Genomic DNA, 17,551 nt, shown 5'->3' with positions numbered 1-17,551 from the left:
TAGTGGTCTTTTCGATTCCGACATTTGCTCGGCGCCTGTATCAGAGGGATGCAAATGTCGGAATCAGACCACTAGTGGATTGAATTTGACGTTTGGATCCCGACTGAATGAGATGCTGCTTCAAACGTCAAATTCGAAAAATCCACTAGAAGAATAAAGTCGCATGATGTGATAGTAAGCATACTAATTATACACGAAGGCGGGTTGTTATGACGACGATATCCAGGATTTCTCACCCAGTTTCTATCGTTCCGGTGATGCTGGCCCTGGCGCTTGCATTATCCGCCTGCGGCACCGCCGGTAAGGGCGTCAGCGGCGCCGGACTGGGGCTGCTTGGAGGCGGTTCGTCGGCACAGAAGCCTGAAACGAACCTGCTGGCCCCGCTCGGCAATGGCTTGCTCGGAAGTTCTGCGGGTCAGCTCGGTGCAAACGATCGTAAAAAGGCGCTGGAAGCGGAATATCGTGCGCTCGAATATTCTCCGGCAGGCAAGTCGGTCTCGTGGAGCGGCAGCGGATCGAACTCCGGCGATGTAACCCCGGCTCAGGCCTATCAGGTTGGATCGCAGAATTGCCGCCAATATTCGCACAGTTTCACCATCGGCGGCGCGCAGCAGACATCGCGCGGGACCGCATGTCGCAATCCCGACGGTAGCTGGACGCCGCTGACCTGACCCCTGGGGTCTAAACCTCAACCTGTCCTTTGCGGCGAATTGCCCTAGGCGATCACTTCGCGCATGTAGTGGTTGGTTTTTTCCGTGGCTGCGCTTAAGTCGTAGCCATGGAATTCTGGCTTATTGCAGCATTATTGACATTCGCGGCTACTCTGGCTGTTTTGTTGCCGCTGACGCGGCGCAAACAGGGGGGGCCGCCTGCGGAAAAAAACGATCTCGAAGTTTACCGGGATCAGCTCCGCGAGGTCGAGGCCGATGCGGCGCGGGGAATGATCGACCCGCAAAGCGCCGAACAGGCGCGTATCGAAATATCGCGTCGCATTCTGAATGCCGAAAAGGCGAGCCGGGAAGCGGCCGAGGCAGCGGGCAAATCCACACCGGGCCGCTTGCTCGCTTTTTTGGCCGTCCTTGCCGTTCCGTTGATCGCCTGGGGTGTTTATCCGCTGTTCGGCAAGCCGGACATGCCGTCGATGCCGCTTGCCGAACGGCTTTCCGCAAGCGCCAATCGCAACTCCATCGATGAACTCGTGGCACGCGCCGAGGCACATCTGGCGCGGAACCCGGATGACGTTCGCGGATGGGATGTGCTGGCGCCGATCTATCAACGGCTTGGCCGCGCCGCGGATGCCGTCAACGCCTATCGCAGCGCCATCCGTGTCGCCGGGGAGAATTTTCCGCGTGTTCTGGGGCTGGGTGAAGCGCTGGCCACCGTTTCAGGCGGCACCGTGACGGCGGAAGCCGAGGCTTCCTTCCAGAAGGCGGCCGATCTCGACCCGTCCGACGTGCGCCCGCAATTCTATCTTGCGCAGGGCGAAATGCAGGATGGGCGCACGGACCTTGCAGCCGCCCGCCTTCAGGCATTTCTGGACAAGGCGCCCGCCGATGCGCCATGGCGTGGCCAGATCGAGCAGTCCATTGCCCGGCTCCGCGCCTCCGTTTCGGGTGACGAACAGAAGCCGAAGGGACCGACTGCCGGCGATGTCGATGCCGCTTCGTCCCTCAGCACCGAAGACCGGCAAACCATGATCGAGAGCATGGTTCAACGTCTGGATGAAAGTCTTCGTAATAATGGCGGGGATGTTGAAGGCTGGAAGCGCCTCGTGCGTTCCTATATGGTCCTCAACCGCCGCGATGCCGCGCAGGACGCACTTGATCGCGGAATGAAAGCTCTACAGGGCGAAAGCCGGTCGGAGCTTGAGAGTTTCGGAACCGGACTTGGACTGGAAAACGCACAAAAATGAGCGCGACCGCTGAAGAAAACCCACGCAATGCCAAACCGGCTGGCAGCTTCGCACGCACCGTCAGCCAGAGAAAACGCAAGCGCCTCATCCTGATCGGCGGCGCGCTGGCGGTTCTGGCGGTCGCTGTCGGGCTGATGCTGACGGCATTCAGCCAGGATATCCGGTTTTTCCGTACGCCCGCCGATCTGACCGCTCAGGACATGGCTTCCGGCTCGCGCTTCCGTCTCGGCGGTCTGGTGGAAAAAGGTTCGGTCGGCCGCGAAGGCAGCGAGCTACGCTTCACGGTGACGGATACGATCAAGACCGTGAAGGTGGTGTTCGAAGGCATTCCTCCCGATCTTTTCCGTGAAGGGCAGGGCGTGGTGGCCGAGGGGCGCTTCGGACAGGATGGCGTGTTTCGCGCCGACAACGTGCTTGCAAAGCACGACGAGAACTATGTTCCCAAGGACCTTGCCGACAGCCTGAAGGAAAAGGGCGTATGGGAAGGCAAATGACGTTTGCCTGTTCGGCACTGGAAGGCGTTGCGCGCGGAGGAGACTGCAAATGAGTGTCGAGATCGGTCATTTCGCTCTGGTTCTGGCGCTGGCCCTGTCGGTCGTTCAATCGATCGTGCCGGTGGTCGGGGCGCATCGCAGGGACACCCAGCTCATGGCGGTCGCGGTGCCGACGGCGCTTGCGGTTTTCGCGCTGGTCTGCCTGTCGGCGGCAGTGCTCGTTCATGCCTATGTCGTGTCCGATTTCTCGGTCCTGAACGTGGTCGAGAACTCCCATTCGCAAAAGCCGCTCCTGTACAAGATCACCGGCGTCTGGGGCAATCACGAAGGCTCCATGCTGCTGTGGGTGTTCATTCTCACCTTCTTCAGCGCGCTGGTCGCGGCCTTTTCCGGCAACCTGCCTGAAACGTTGCGCGCCAACGTGCTTGCCGTGCAGGGCTGGATCGGCGTCGCCTTCCTGGCGTTCATCGTGTTCACTTCCAACCCCTTTATCCGCGCCTTTCCGGCACCGTTGGAAGGCGGCGACCTCAATCCGATCCTTCAGGATGTGGGGCTGGCGGTCCATCCGCCGCTGCTCTATCTCGGTTATGTCGGGTTTTCGGTCTGCTTCTCCTTCGCCGTTGCCGCGCTGATCGAGGGCCGTCTCGATGCTGCATGGGCGCGCTGGGTGCGCCCGTGGGCGCTTGTCGCCTGGATGTTCCTGACCGGCGGCATCGCCATGGGGTCCTACTGGGCCTATTACGAACTTGGCTGGGGCGGCTGGTGGTTCTGGGACCCGGTCGAGAATGCGTCCTTCATGCCGTGGCTGGTCGGTACGGCGCTCTTGCATTCCGCGCTGGTGATGGAAAAGCGCTCCGCGCTGAAAATCTGGACGGTTCTTCTGGCCATCCTCACCTTCTCGCTGTCTTTGCTCGGCACGTTTCTCGTGCGTTCGGGCGTCCTGACGTCGGTGCACAGCTTCGCCTCCGATCCGGGGCGCGGCCTCTTCATTCTCGCCATTCTCGCGGTCTTCATCGGCGGCTCGCTGTCGCTTTTCGCGTTGCGGGTACAGAGCCTGACGGCAGGCGGTATTTTCCATCCGATCTCGCGCGAGGGTGCGCTGGTTTTCAACAATCTGTTCCTGACCACCGCCGCCGCGACCGTGTTGATCGGGACGCTCTATCCGCTGCTGCTGGAAGTCATGACCGGCGACAAGATTTCCGTCGGCGCACCCTTCTTCAACATGACTTTCGGCCCGTTGATGATCCCGCTCCTCTTTGCGGTGCCCTTCGGGCCGCTGCTCGCGTGGAAACGCGGAGACCTTTACGGCGTATCGCAACGGCTGATGACCGCTTTCGCGCTCTCGCTGGTCGCGGCTGGCATCGTCCTGTGGAGCACATCGGCGAAATCGGTTCTTGCCGCCTGCGGGATAGGGCTTGCGGCATGGCTGGTTTGCGGCAGCCTGACCGATCTCGTGCTCAAGGCCGGTATCGGCAAGGTTTCAGCCGCCAAGGCATTTGCCCGCTTCAAGGGTCTGCCGCGCTCGGTCTTCGGGACGGCACTTGCGCATATCGGTCTTGGGGTGACACTGCTCGGTATTGTGAGCGTGACGACATTCGGCACCGAGAACGTGCTGGTCATGCGTCCGGGCGATACGGTCAAGGTGCAGGATTATACGCTTCGCTTCGAAGGGCTGCGTCCGTTGACCGGCTCCAATTTCACGGAAAATCGCGGCACCTTCACGCTGCTCGATCCCGGTGCCCGCAATCTCGGGCAGATCGAACCGTCCAAGCGCTTCTTCCCCGCGCGCCAGATGCCGACGACGGAATCGGGTATCCGTACGCTGTGGTTCAGCCAGATCTACGTCGCGCTCGGCGACGAGCCGGGCGACGGCTCGGCCGTGGTGCGCATCTGGTGGAAACCCGCCGTCACCCTTATCTGGTATGGCGCGCTCGTCATGATGCTGGGCGGTCTGTTCTCGCTTGCGGACCGCCGCCTGCGGGTCGGGGCACCGTCGCGCAGCCGCAAATCGGCGCCGAAACAGGCGGGGGCCGCAATATGAAGAAGCGGCCGGTCCTTGCAGCACTCGCGCTCGGCGTCGCTCTTGCCTTTCAGGGGACAACAGCGCTCGCGGTCAATCCGGACGAGGTTCTTTCCGACCCGGCTCTGGAGAAACGCGCCCGGACAATTTCCGGCGAACTGCGCTGCATGGTCTGCCAGAACGAATCCATCGACGATTCGAATGCCGAGCTTGCCCGCGATCTTCGCATTCTCGTGCGCGAACGGCTGAAATCGGGCGATAGCGACCGGCAGGTCATCGATTTCATCGTGGACCGTTACGGCGAATTCGTTCTCCTGAAGCCGCGCCTCAATGCGCGGACGGTTCTGCTATGGGGCTTTCCGGTTCTGGTCCTGCTGATTGGCGCAACGGCGCTGGTTTTCGCGTTGCGCAGGCGCGGGCAGGCAGGTGGAGCCGCGCAACCGCTCACCGAAAACGAGAAGGCCGAACTGTCGCGCCTGCTTGACGGCAAGTGATCCAATACGCCGGAATATTATTCCCGTACCTTACGAAACTTTCATGTTGCGGAAACGGAGCGGTAAGGTAGGCCTTACTATCTTACACTCTATAAAGGTTTCACAGGGCCACCTTTCCCGTAAGATCAGGGTGGCGGCCGGATTACTGCTCGCAAGGAGAAATAAATGTCCAGAGCCAGGATTTCCAACTATCGCAAAGGCGTTGCCGCGATTGCACTCACGGCTGTTCTTGCCGGTGGTCTCGTCGCGACCGGCCCGCTCGGCGCACTCAACGATGCGCGTGCGGATGCAGTGCAGGTAACCCCGCCGCCACAGGCCGTAGGCTTTGCCGATCTGGTCGAGAAAGTGCGCCCGGCCGTTGTCAGCGTGCGCGTCAAGAAAGATGTGCAGCAAACCGCCGATCGCGGCGGTGGCGGTCAGTTCTCCGGCCCTCCCGGCTTCGACCAGTTGCCTGACGATCACCCGCTGAAGCGCTTCTTCCGTGATTTCGGCATGAATCCGCGTGGCGATGCGCGCCCGGATCGCCGCGGTCCCGGCAAGCGTGCTCCGCGTCCCGGTCACGAACGTCCCGTCGCTCAAGGGTCGGGCTTCTTCATCTCCGAAGACGGTTATCTCGTGACCAACAATCACGTCGTCTCCGACGGCGATGCCTACAGCGTCGTCATGGATGACGGCACGGAACTTGACGCCAAGCTCATCGGTACGGATCCGCGCACCGACCTTGCCGTGCTGAAGATCAACGATCCGAAGAAGAAGTTCACCTATGTGGCGTTCGGCGACGACAGCAAGATTCGCGTCGGCGACTGGGTTGTCGCGGTCGGTAATCCGTTCGGTCTCGGCGGCACGGTGACTTCAGGCATCGTTTCGGCGCGTGGCCGTGACATCGGCGCAGGCCCTTACGACGACTTCATTCAGATCGACGCGGCTGTGAACAAGGGGAATTCAGGCGGCCCGGCCTTCAATCTTTCGGGGCAGGTCATCGGCATCAATACCGCCATCTTCTCGCCCTCGGGCGGCAGCGTCGGCATTGCCTTCGCAATTCCGGCATCGACCGCGAAGCAGGTCGTCGATCAGCTCATCAAGAAGGGTTCGGTGGAACGCGGCTGGATCGGCGTGCAGATACAGCCGGTGACGAAGGATATTGCCGCCTCGCTCGGTCTTGCCGAAGAAAAGGGCGCTATCGTCGCTTCGCCGCAGAAGGACGGTCCCGCTGCCAAGGCCGGCATCCTGTCCGGTGACGTGATCACGGCGGTCAATGGCGAAACTGTCCAGGACCCGCGCGATCTGGCGCGCAAGATTGCGGCGATCAATCCCGGTGAGAAGGTCGCAGTGACCGTTTGGCGCAAGAACAAGGCCGAGGAAGTCAACCTGACCATCGAGGCCATGCCCGGCGATCTAGGCAAATCGGCCAGCCCTTCCGGAGACAATGGCGGCAGTGAGAGCGAAACGCTCGACACCTATGGCCTGACCGTGACCCCGTCTGAAGACGGTAACGGCGTCGTGGTGACCGATGTCGATCCCAACAGCGACGCTTCGGACCGTGGCATCCGCTCCGGCGATATCATCGTCAGCGTCAACAACCAGACGGTGAAGAGCGCCAAGGACATCAATGACGCTATCAGCGAAGCCGCCAAGTCGGGTCGCAAGGCGGTGCTGCTGCAATTGCAGAGCAACGATCAGAGCCGTTTCGTGGCCCTGCCGATCGATCAGGGATGATGATCGGCAGCCTCGACAGGCTCTGAGAAATTCGATGCCAGGCGGTTCTTCGCCTGGCATCGCCTTATCGTCAAACAATATTATAGTAGCGCCATGAAGATTCTCGTTATTGAAGACGACCGCGAAGCGGCCCGCTATCTGGAGAAGGCCTTCACCGAGGCCGGACATTCCGCCGACATCGCCGGTGACGGCGAGACCGGCTATGCACTGGCCGAGAATGGAAGCTACGACGTGCTGGTGGTGGACCGCATGTTGCCCAAGCGCGACGGCCTTTCCGTCGTGGCGGGGCTGCGCGCCAGGGGCATGGAGACGCCGGTTCTTATCCTTTCCGCGCTTGGCGAGGTGGACGACCGCGTAACGGGCCTGCGCGCCGGTGGCGACGACTATCTGACCAAGCCTTATGCTTTCTCCGAACTGCTGGCGCGCGTGGAAGTTCTCCAGCGCCGTTCCAGCCCCCGCGAGGCGGATACGATCTATCGTGTCGGCGATCTCGAACTCGACCGGCTCGCCCATACGGCGCGTCGTCAGGACGTGGATATCACGCTCCAGCCCCGCGAATTTCGTCTTCTGGAGTATCTGATGCGCCATGCCGGGCAGGTCGTCACGCGCACCATGCTTCTGGAAAATGTCTGGGATTATCATTTCGATCCGCAGACCAATGTCATCGACGTTCATATTTCACGCCTGCGCTCGAAGATCGAAAAAGGCTTTGACGGGCCGCTGCTCCATACGGTGCGCGGCGCGGGCTATATGCTCAAGGCCGGACGGGCGAAACAGTCCGCTGCCGCCAAGGTGGATTGATGAGCCGTTTTTCGGCGCTTATGCGCACCACTGCCGCGCGGCTTTCCGCGCTTTATCTTCTGCTTTTCGCGGTTGGAGCGGTCGCGCTGGTCTTCTACATGACCAATCTTTCGGCTTCGATCCTCACTGGCCAGACACAACAGGCGTTGGGCGAAGAAATTGCCAGCATTGGCAAAAGCTACGCGCGCGGCGGCATTCCGCAGCTCGTTCGCACAATCGGATACCGGTCGCGCCAGCCGGGCGCCTATCTCTATCTGGTCGCCGATCCGACCGGCCGCGTCCTTGCAGGCAATGTCGAAAGCGTCGAGCCGGGCGTGCTCGATACCGATGGCGTGATCGAACGCGCCTTCAACTACCGGCGCTATGGCGAGCAGGGCGCGGAGACGGAACATCGCGCCATTGCGGTGGTGATTGCCTTGCCGAACGGTATGCGGCTTCTGGTCGGGCGCGACCTTGGCGAACCCGAACGCTTCCGCAACATCATCCGCCGTTCACTGATGCTTGCCCTCGGCATCATGGGCGTGGGCGCCTTGCTGATCTGGTTCTTCGTGGGCCGTCGCGCGTTGAAACGTATCGACGAGGTGTCGCGGGCGTCGCAACGCATCATGGACGGCGATCTGACCGGAAGACTTCCGGTCAATGGTTCGGGTGACGAATTCGACCGCCTGTCGGCCAATCTCAACGTCATGCTGGGGCGGATTCTGGAACTGAACGAGGGGCTGAAACAGGTCTCGGACAATATTGCCCACGATCTCAAAACACCGCTGACACGCTTGCGCAACAGCGCGGAGGAAGCCCTTTCCGGCAAGAAGACGGGACCGGAATATCGCGCCGCGCTCGAAGACATCATTGGCGAGTCGGACCAACTCATCCGCACCTTCAACGCGATCCTGATGATTTCGCGTCTCGAGGCCGGCTATTCCTCCGAGAATCTCGAAAACATGCCGGTCGCGCCCATCCTGCGCGATGTGGCCGAGATGTATGAGCCCGTTGCCGAAGATGCGAGCGTCAGCCTGACTCTCGGAGAACTGGACGAGACGGCGCTGCATATCAATCGCGAACTCGTCGGGCAGACGATTTCCAATCTCGTGGACAATGCGGTTAAATATGCGGGCAAATATGCGAGTGACGAGGAACGCGTCGCGAGCGTTACCCTGTCTATGGAACGCGACCCGCAATGGGTCAGGATCATCGTTGCCGACAACGGCCTCGGCATACCGGAGGACAAGCGCGAGCAGGCAACCGAGCGTTTCGTTCGCCTTGAGGAAAGCCGCACCCAACCCGGTTCCGGCCTCGGTTTAAGTCTTGCCAAGGCCGTCATGAAATTGCACGGTGGCGCACTTCGTCTTGAAGGCAATGACCCCGGCCTGCGCGCCGTTCTGGAGTTTCCGTTGTCACCGGATAAGCCTGCGTAGACGACAAGCCTGCATAGAGGGCGGGCCTGGATAGAGGACGGGCCTGCATAACTGCTTGATGTAAGAGGGGATCATGGCGGCTGAAGATGTGAAGGGACTTTTCTTCCAGAGGAATATCCGGGTTCTGACGCCGCTCGATGCCGCAAGGGCGAAAAGTTTCCTCACCGATCTTGGCGCACGGGCGCGGGAAGAGGAGCTGCCCGGCGTGGCCGGTCTTCTGCACAAGCCGGAGGCGGCGGAGTTTCTGGCGGCTGTCCTCGACCTGTCTCCCTTTCTTCGCGAGGCGCTGATGCGCCATCCGCGCATTCTCGACCGCATCGATTCGAAAACGCCGGAAGATGCGCTCCGGGCCATTCTGGCGGAAATATCGGCGTGTGGTTCGCTCGAAGGTGTGACGGAAGCATCGCTCATGACGAGCCTGCGTATCCTGAAACGGGAGGTGCATGTCGTGATCGCGCTTTGCGATCTCGCCGGTATTTTCGACACGCAGGCGACCACTGGCTGGCTGACCGATCTTGCCGAAGCCTGCACCGGTGCTGCCGTGCGGTTTCTGTTGCTCGACGCCGACGCGGCAGGAAAGATCGCACTTCCCGACAGAAACAATCCCGACAGGGAGAGCGGCTGGATCGTGCTCGGCATGGGCAAATTCGGTGCACGGGAACTCAATTATTCTTCCGATATCGATCTCATCGTCTTCATCGACGAGACCAGGCCCGCCATTGGCGATCCCTATGAATGTGTCGAAACCTTTTCCCGGCTGACGCGTCGGCTGGTGCGCATTTTGCAGGATCGTACCGGCGACGGTTATGTGTTCCGGGTCGATCTTCGACTGCGCCCCGATCCCGGCTCCACGCCGCTCGCCATTCCTGTGGAGGCCGCTCTTCATTACTATGAGGGACGGGGGCAGAACTGGGAACGCGCCGCGATGATCAAGGCGCGCCCGGTCGCGGGCGACCGGGAATCCGGCAATCAAGTGCTGGCGGAACTGTCGCCCTATGTCTGGCGCAAATATCTCGACTATGCGGCCATTGCCGACGTTCACTCGATCAAGCGCCAGATTCACGCGCATAAGGGCCATGGCGATATAGCGGTGCGCGGGCACAATGTGAAACTTGGACGCGGCGGTATTCGCGAGATCGAATTTTTCGTCCAGACGCAGCAACTCATCGCGGGCGGACGTTTTCCCGAACTGCGCGGCAACCAGACCGTGCCCATGCTTGCGCGGCTGGCGGAGCGCGGCTGGATCACCGACAAGGCGCGCGATGCGCTGACCAGGGAATATTATTTCCTGCGCGATGTGGAACATCGCATCCAGATGATCGCCGACGAGCAGACCCATATTCTGCCGGAAGACGATGAAGGCTTTGCGCGCGTTGCCCATATGATGGGCCATGCCGATCCGTCTGTCTTTGCCGATGTCTTTCTCGATGCGTTGAAAGTGGTCGAAAAGCACTATGCGGCGCTGTTCGAACAGGCGCCGGAGCTTGGGGCATCCAGCGGGAACCTCGTCTTTACCGGCGACGTGGACGATCCGGGAACGCTGGAGACGCTTGCCAGCATGGGATTTGAGCGACCGAGCGATATCTGCCGTGTGATCCGCACCTGGCATTTCGGGCGTTATCGCGCCACGCAATCGGCCGAAGCGCGCGAGCGGCTGACCGAATTGACGCCCGCTCTGCTGAAGGCTTTCGCCGAAACCAGACGCGCGGATGAAGCGCTTCTGCGCTTCGATGGCTTCCTGAAGGGCCTGCCCGCCGGTATCCAGCTTTTCAGCCTGCTGCAATCCAATCCCCGTCTTCTCAATCTCATCGTGATGATCATGAGCGCGGCACCCCGGCTTGCGGAGATCATCACGCGCAATCCGCATGTCTTTGACGGCTTGCTCGATCCCGCCATCTTTTCCGAAATGCCGACGCGCGCCTATCTGGAAGAACGCCTTCGCGTGTTTCTGGGGGCTGCGAGCGATTATGAGGAAGTGCTGGATCGCCTGCGCATCTTTGCCGCCGAACACCGTTTCCTCATCGGTATCCGTCTGCTCACCGGCGCCATTGACGGTGTGCGCGCCGGTCGGGCCTTTTCCGATCTGGCCGAACTGATGATCGGCAAGGCCTTTGAGGCCGTCGAAGCCGAACTGGAACGCCGCCATGGCAAGGTGAGGGGCGCGAAGGTCGCGTTGCTCGCAATGGGCAAGCTCGGCAGCCGCGAACTGACCGCAGGCTCCGATGTCGATCTGATTCTTCTTTACGATCACGATGCGGATGCAGACGAATCCGATGGTGAAAAGCCGCTCGCGCCCTCGCAATATTACATCCGCCTGACGCAGCGCCTGATTGCAGCGCTTTCGGCGCCGACTGCGGAAGGCGTGCTTTACGAAGTCGATATGCGGCTGCGGCCTTCCGGCAACAAGGGGCCGGTCGCGACCCATATCGAATCCTTCGGCAAATATCAGCGCAACGAAGCCTGGACGTGGGAGCACATGGCTCTCACCCGTGCGCGCCCGATCCATGGCGATGCGGATTTCATGGCGCAGATCGGGAGCGGGATCGATGAGGTGCTCTCCGCGCCCCGCGACACGAAGAAGATCGCCCGCGATGTCCGCGAGATGCGCGATCTGATCTATCAGGAAAAACCGCCGCGCGACGACTGGGATTTCAAGCTCAAGCCCGGCGGCATCATCGATCTGGAATTCATCGCCCAGTTTGCTGCGCTCATACACAAGGTTGCGAAGAAGCCGCGTCCTCTGGGTACCGAGGAGGTTCTGTCGGCGCTCGATCCATCCTTTGCCGACCCCGCGCTTGCAGACGCTCTGGTGGCCGCGCACCGGCTTTACACCAATCTGAGCCAGACGATCCGTCTTTGCCTTGGCGGCGATGCCAGGCGCGACGAATTTATTCCCGGCATGATCGATCTTTTATGCCGCGCCGCGGATATGCCGGATATCAAGCGCGTCGAGCACCATCTGGCGGAAGTTGCCGTGGATGTGCGGGCGGCTTTCGAGACACTTTTGAATGTCTGATCAGGCTGCGTGGATTTCCGCGCTGTGACCGCCGATCTGACCCGGCCTGCGGTCGGGAATGCAGACCGAGACCACGGTGCCGACGCCTTCGGTCGAGCGAATGCGCAGCCAGCCGCCGTGAAGCTCCGCGAGAGAACGCGTGATGGCAAGACCGAGGCCCGATCCGGTATGGGTCTTGGTGAATTGGTTCTCCACCTGCTCGAATGGCTGGCCGATCTTCTTGATCGCCGATTTCGGTATGCCTACGCCCGTATCCTGAATGGTCATGAACAGGGCCGAGCCGGTCTTGCGGGCGCGCACCGTGATTTGCCCGCCATAGGACGTGAATTTCACCGCGTTCGACAGAAGGTTGATGAGCACCTGCTTGATCGCGCGCCGGTCTGCGTAAAGCTGCATCGCGTCTTCGATTCGCGTGTTGACCGCGATATTCTTCTCGTCCGCCTGTAGCGAGATCATGCGCACCGTCTCGTTGATCAGCGGGCAAAGATCGATCTCTTCGCGGTCGAGCGAGAAATGACCGGCTTCGATCTTCGACATGTCGAGGATGTCGTTAATGACGTTGAGCAGGAAGTTGCCGCTCGTATGGATATCGTTGATATATTCCTCGTAGCGGTCGGAGCCGAGCGGACCGAATGTGCCGGCCTGGATCATTTCTGAGAAGCCTATGATGGCGTTCAGCGGCGTCCGCAATTCGTGGGACATATTGGCGAGGAATTCCGACTTGGCGCGGTTCCCCGCTTCGGCACGTTCCTTTTCCTGACCATATTTGCGGGCAAGCTCCGACAGTTCGCGCACGCGGTCGCGTTCGCCCTTTCTCGCAATGGAAAGATCGTGAATGGTTGCCATCAGGCGGCGTTCGCTGTCCACCAGCCGTTCCTGTTGAAGCTTGAGCTGGGTGATGTCGGTCCCGATGGAAACGAGGCCGCCGTCCTGCGTGCGGCGTTCGTTGACCTGTAGCCAGCGCCCGTCGCTCAACTGGCGCTCGAATGTCTGGCCTCCGGCGCGATTGTGCTCGTTCGCCATGCGGCGCTCGAAGGTAAAGGGCCGCGTATGCGCATCCACTTCGTTGCGCGGCACGCCCGGCTTCAATGTCCATACCGGCAGGCCCGCATATTCGCTGAATTTGGAGTTCGCCATCACAAGGCGGTTGTTCGCGTCCCACAGGATGAAGGCTTCGGAGATGTTTTCAATGGCTTCGCGGATGCGCATATCGGCTTCCGCAGTCTGCTGCGCAAAACGATGCTGCTCGCTGACGTCGAATGCGATACCGACGAGGTGAAGCTCGCTATCGCTGGCGATTTCGGCGCGCACACGCATCCATACCCACGAGCCGTCCGCATGGCGCATACGGAAAACGCGGTCCACGTGAGAAATATCGCCCGCCGCCGCCTGTTCGGCTATGGAGTAGAGGTCGCCGTCTTCCTCATTGATGACCGCCGCGACATCGCTGAAAGGCAGCACGGCATCCTGCGCTTCATATCCCAGCATTTCATACATCGAGCGCGACCAGTAGATGCGCCCGCGTGCCATGTCCCAATCCCACAGACCGCAGCGTCCGCGCCCCAGCGCCAGATCGATACGGCGCTGAATCTGCCCGGAAAGATCGTCGGCTTCCCGCGCCCGCGCGGCCTGGCTGAAATAGGCATAGAGGATGGCGAACATCACGCCCGTCGTGCCCGCAAAAAGCGTTACATTGAGCGATACGGCACGGCGCCATTCGGCAAAGATCGCGCTCTCCTTTTCGACCGCGATGACGGAATAGGGCAGGGTCATCGGCTTGGACAGCGCGCCGAAAGCGGGTTCTCCCTGCATCATGACCTTCAATACGCCCGCACGTTCCGCAAACAGGAAGAGCGGCTGCGCGTCCGAAAGGATCGTGTCGATGGGCTTCCCGGACATATTGTCCGGCGCAGGGTCGGAAATCGCCACCACGGATGACTGCGCGTCGATGACGGCAATGGTCATGCCGGACGAAGAGAGACCGCGTGAGCGAAACTCCTCGATGATATCCTGCATATCCTTTGGTGAAATCTGTGCGCCTGCGTCGGTACCGTTGGCCGTTCTTTCCATCGTCTGTGCGAGATTGGCTGTCGCCGCCGATAGAAACGCCTTGTGCTGCTGCTCGATGTCCTCACGCCATGCAAGCATGGAAAAGACGCGCGCTACACCCAGGATGACGAGAAAGAATATGATCAGCGCCGGAACGAGGCGGCGCAAAATGGGTTCCATCGATATGAACTTGCCATAGGCCGGACCAGCTAGAAGACTGACATGGCCGGAAAGCCTGCCCTTTCTTCTTCTCCGACCGGATTCGCAATGCGTCCCCGCCGGCGCGCCATACGCGTCGGTGCTCGCCATGTAATGGTCCCTCGTGAATTCCCTGCGCGTGAAGCGATTCGGAATACGCCACATCCGAATGTCATCAATGAATCAAAAGTGATTCGCGCTGTCCAGCGATTTCGTTAACGAGATGTAAAAATCGGCGGACCTGACAGCCGATTCTTTCATGAATCTCAACGCATTAAATGGAATCATGCTTGCAGGTGATTCGCCTAAATGCATGAAAAGACTCATGAAAGCTGACGGGTTCAACGCGCTGCCGCTCGATGCTTTTGCCAGTGTCGAAAAACTTCCCCGTCCGCTCGAAGCAAGGACCGGGGAAGCGAATTATTTCCGACGGGAAGCTGTCTGCCGAATCAGGCGAGAGTGCGGTCCACGATGTCACGCAGATCGGTGGACAGCTTGCCCGTGCCGGATATGCGCGCCAGGGCTGCCCTTGCATGTTCGCGCCGGACATCCTCCAGCGAACGCCAGGAGCGAAGCGCCGTCAGAAGCCGTGCCGAAAGCTGCGGGTTTTCCGGGTCGATGGAAAGGATCGTATCCGCGAAGAAATTGTAGGCCGCACCGTCCCTGCGGTTGAACCCCGTCAGGTTGGACGCGGAGAACGAACCGATCAGCGAGCGGACGCGGTTCGGATTGTCGAGCGAAAACAGCGCGTGCTTCGTGAGGTCACGTACGGCCTTCAGGGCTTCTTCGCCGGGGCGGCTTGCCTGCACCATGAACCATTTGTCCATCACAAGCCCGTCCTTGCCGAACTGTCGCTCGAAGCTTGCCAGCGCTTCGCTCGCCTCCGCCGTATCGCCGAAACGATGCACAAGCACGGTCAATGCGGCAAAACGGTCCGTCATATTATCCGCTTTTGCAAATTGGGCGGCAGCGCGCTGCGGACTGTTTTCATGACGGCTCAGATAATCGAGCAGCGCATTCCGCAGGGCGCGTTTTCCGGCGGATTCTGCGTCGGGTGAGAATATGCCAGCCTGTTTCAAAGTGTCATAAAGTTTCGAAAACTCACCGGCATATCTGGCGGCAATTGCGTCGATGAGGTGATGGCGGCTGGTCAGAATTGCATCCGGATCGACGTTCGAACCCATCTCGCGTGCAATGTCGCTTTCACTCGGCAATGTGAGACAGAGGGCGCGGAAGGCAGGATCGAGCGTCTCGTCGGACGCAACCTTGCCGGCAAGTTCGACAGTTCGCTCATCGATCTCCGGCGCGTGGCCGCCGCGAACCCGCTTGGCGCCTTCAAGCAGAACCCGGTTGAATATGCCCGTCAGTGCCTGCCAGCGCGCCACCGGGTCGCTGTCGTTCAAGGCAAGAAAGGCACGGTCCTCGTTCGAAAGTGGCGCCGACAGGCTGACGGGCGCAGAAAAACCGCGGAGCAGGGATGGCACCGGCCGGGCGCCGATCCCGTGAAACACAATGGTTTCGGTCGTGCCGTGCAGGTGAATAATGTCGTCCCGCACATCGCCGCCCGACACGGAAGACGGTTTCATATCCTGGCCGTCCGTTCCGACAAGCCCGAAGGCGACTGGAATGTGCATGGGCTTTTTCACGGACTGGCCGGGCGTCGGGGCCAGAGACTGCCTGAAGTTGATCGTGAAATTCTTCGCACCTGCATCATACTCGAAATCGGCTTCCACCTTCGGCGTTCCCGCCTGATCGTACCACAGCGCGAACTGCGAAAAATCCTGCCCCGACACATCGGCGAAAACCTTGACGAAATCCTCGATCGTGGCCGCGTCGCCATCATGTCGTTCGAAATAAAGGTCCATGCCCTTGCGGAAGAGTTCCGCGCCGATGACGGTGCGGATCATGCGAACGACTTCCGAACCCTTTTCGTAGACCGTGGCCGTGTAGAAATTGTTGATCTCGCGATATTCGCGCGGGCGCACCGGGTGGGCGAGCGGGCCGGCATCTTCAGGGAATTGCTGCGCCTTGAGGACTTTCACTTCCGCGATGCGTTTCACGGGCCGTGAGCGCTGGTCGGCGGAGAATTCGTGATCGCGATAGACCGTCAGGCCTTCCTTGAGGCAGAGCTGGAACCAGTCGCGACAGGTGATGCGGTTGCCCGTCCAGTTGTGAAAATATTCGTGCGCGATCACCGCTTCGATGCCCGCATAGTCGGTATCGGTCGCGGTTTCGGGATCGGCCAATACGTATTTGTCGTTGAAGACGTTGAGGCCCTTGTTCTCCATCGCGCCCATGTTGAAGTCGGAGACGGCGACGATATTGAAGACGTCGAGATCGTATTCGCGCCCGAATTTTTCCTCGTCCCAGCGCATGGAACGCTTCAGCGCATCCATGGCATAGAGCGCCCGGCCTTCCTTGCCGTGCTCGACATAGATCGCCAGATCGACGGGACGTTCTGACCGGGTGGTGAAATGGTCCTTCACCACGCCGAGCGATCCGGCGACGAGGGCAAAGAGATAGGACGGTTTCGGATGCGGATCATGCCAGACGGCGAAGTGACGACCCGCCTTGCCGGAAACCTCACCGCCTTCGACGGGATTGCCGTTCGAAAGCAGAATGGGCGCGGCCTCGCGTTCGGCATCGATGCGAACCGTATAGACCGAGAGAATATCGGGGCGGTCGTAATAATAGGTGATGCGGCGGAAGCCTTCCGCCTCGCATTGCGTGCAATAGACGCCGCTTGAACGATAAAGGCCGGAGAGCTGCCGGTTGGTCGTCGGGTTCACTTCCGTGACGATTTCAAGCGTAAAATGCCCGTCGTCCGGCAGATCGCTGACGGTCAGCTGGTCCGGCGTCGCCGAATAGCTGTTGTCGGCAAGGGGCTGTCCGTTGATTGCGATACTGACGAGTTTCAGCTCGTCTCCATCGAGGACGAGCGGGGTGCCTGCTGGCGTGTCGCTTCGGCGCTCGATGACGAGTTCGGCGCGAACGATTGTCTTTTCGGGTTCCAGCGAGAAGTCGAGTTTCGTTTCGGGAATGGCGTAGGGGGTCGGACGATAATCTTCGAGACGAAATGTCTGGCCGGTTTCAGTACGCATGGCGAAACTCTCTCCTTGAACTCATGATGCTGGATTCGTAGCCGGGTTTTCACAGCAATTCCAGCAAAAGTGCGCAGCGGTTTTGCGTCCGGAATTGCGTCGATCAATACAAATTCCAGCAAAAGTGCGCAGCGGTTTTGCGTCCAGAATTGCGCCGGTCAATACAAATTCCAGCAAAAGTGCGTAGCGGTTTTGCGTTCGGAATTGCGCCGGTCAATACAAATTCCAGCAAAAGTGTGCAGCGGTTTTGCATCTTTCATCGGACGTAGGAGAAATAATCGCGGCAGGTGAGCTTATGTTCGGAAATATTTTTGACAAATCAACTTTGAACTACT

Annotated in this window: 11 protein-coding genes; 9 read left to right on the top strand and 2 right to left on the bottom strand. The window is 60.2% G+C overall.

Features of this window, described 5'->3' with window-relative positions; translation table 11 throughout:
• Window positions 1-209 precede the first annotated feature (209 nt).
• From FHS76_RS21365 to FHS76_RS21325, 9 genes are all read left to right on the top strand, one after another.
• The gene (locus FHS76_RS21365) at window positions 210-671 is read left to right on the top strand and encodes a hypothetical protein (RefSeq protein ID WP_183658021.1); all 462 of its coding nucleotides are present in this window, start codon (window positions 210-212) and stop codon (window positions 669-671) included.
• Window positions 672-778: 107 nt separating this feature from the next.
• Entirely contained in the window at window positions 779-1,912 is a 1,134-nt protein-coding gene (ccmI, locus tag FHS76_RS21360; protein WP_183658018.1) for a c-type cytochrome biogenesis protein CcmI, read from the top strand.
• A complete protein-coding gene (ccmE, locus tag FHS76_RS21355) occupies window positions 1,909-2,406 on the top strand; it encodes a cytochrome c maturation protein CcmE (RefSeq protein ID WP_183658002.1) in 498 nt (165 codons plus the stop codon). The genes ccmI and ccmE overlap by 4 nt, the downstream gene beginning before the upstream one ends.
• Before the next feature lie 49 nt (window positions 2,407-2,455).
• Window positions 2,456-4,447 (top strand): heme lyase CcmF/NrfE family subunit, encoded by a 1,992-nt coding sequence (locus FHS76_RS21350; RefSeq protein WP_183658000.1) that lies wholly within the window; start codon window positions 2,456-2,458, stop codon window positions 4,445-4,447.
• Window positions 4,444-4,920 carry a cytochrome c-type biogenesis protein gene (locus FHS76_RS21345; RefSeq protein WP_183657998.1) on the top strand — a complete coding sequence of 159 codons (477 nt, stop codon included), beginning with the start codon at window positions 4,444-4,446 and terminating at the stop codon, window positions 4,918-4,920. Before FHS76_RS21350 ends, FHS76_RS21345 begins: the two co-directional genes overlap by 4 nt.
• A 165-nt stretch (window positions 4,921-5,085) precedes the next feature.
• Window positions 5,086-6,636 (top strand): Do family serine endopeptidase, encoded by a 1,551-nt coding sequence (locus FHS76_RS21340; protein ID WP_183657996.1) that lies wholly within the window; start codon window positions 5,086-5,088, stop codon window positions 6,634-6,636.
• 93 nt (window positions 6,637-6,729) lie between these two features.
• Window positions 6,730-7,437, top strand: a complete 708-nt coding sequence (locus FHS76_RS21335; protein ID WP_183657994.1) for a response regulator transcription factor — start codon at window positions 6,730-6,732, stop codon at window positions 7,435-7,437.
• The gene (locus FHS76_RS21330) at window positions 7,437-8,852 is read left to right on the top strand and encodes a sensor histidine kinase (RefSeq protein ID WP_183657992.1); all 1,416 of its coding nucleotides are present in this window, start codon (window positions 7,437-7,439) and stop codon (window positions 8,850-8,852) included. Before FHS76_RS21335 ends, FHS76_RS21330 begins: the two co-directional genes overlap by 1 nt.
• 73 nt (window positions 8,853-8,925) lie before the next feature.
• Window positions 8,926-11,868 (top strand): bifunctional [glutamine synthetase] adenylyltransferase/[glutamine synthetase]-adenylyl-L-tyrosine phosphorylase, encoded by a 2,943-nt coding sequence (locus tag FHS76_RS21325; protein WP_183657990.1) that lies wholly within the window; start codon window positions 8,926-8,928, stop codon window positions 11,866-11,868.
• Here FHS76_RS21325 and FHS76_RS21320 read toward each other — a convergent pair whose 3' ends face one another.
• On the bottom strand, window positions 11,869-14,226 hold the full coding sequence (locus FHS76_RS21320; RefSeq protein WP_183657986.1) for a PAS domain-containing sensor histidine kinase: 2,358 nt from the start codon (window positions 14,224-14,226) through the stop codon (window positions 11,869-11,871). It abuts the gene before it with no gap.
• A gap of 338 nt (window positions 14,227-14,564) precedes the next feature.
• Entirely contained in the window at window positions 14,565-17,216 is a 2,652-nt protein-coding gene (gene pepN, locus FHS76_RS21315) for an aminopeptidase N (RefSeq protein WP_183657969.1), read from the bottom strand.
• Between the last annotated feature and the right edge of the window lie 335 nt (window positions 17,217-17,551).

The organism is Brucella daejeonensis, from assembly GCF_014199265.1.
Classification (GTDB): Bacteria; Pseudomonadota; Alphaproteobacteria; order Rhizobiales; family Rhizobiaceae; genus Brucella; species Brucella daejeonensis.
Note: the sequence above shows the minus strand (reverse complement) of the source record. Positions and strands in the feature narration are given on the sequence as shown.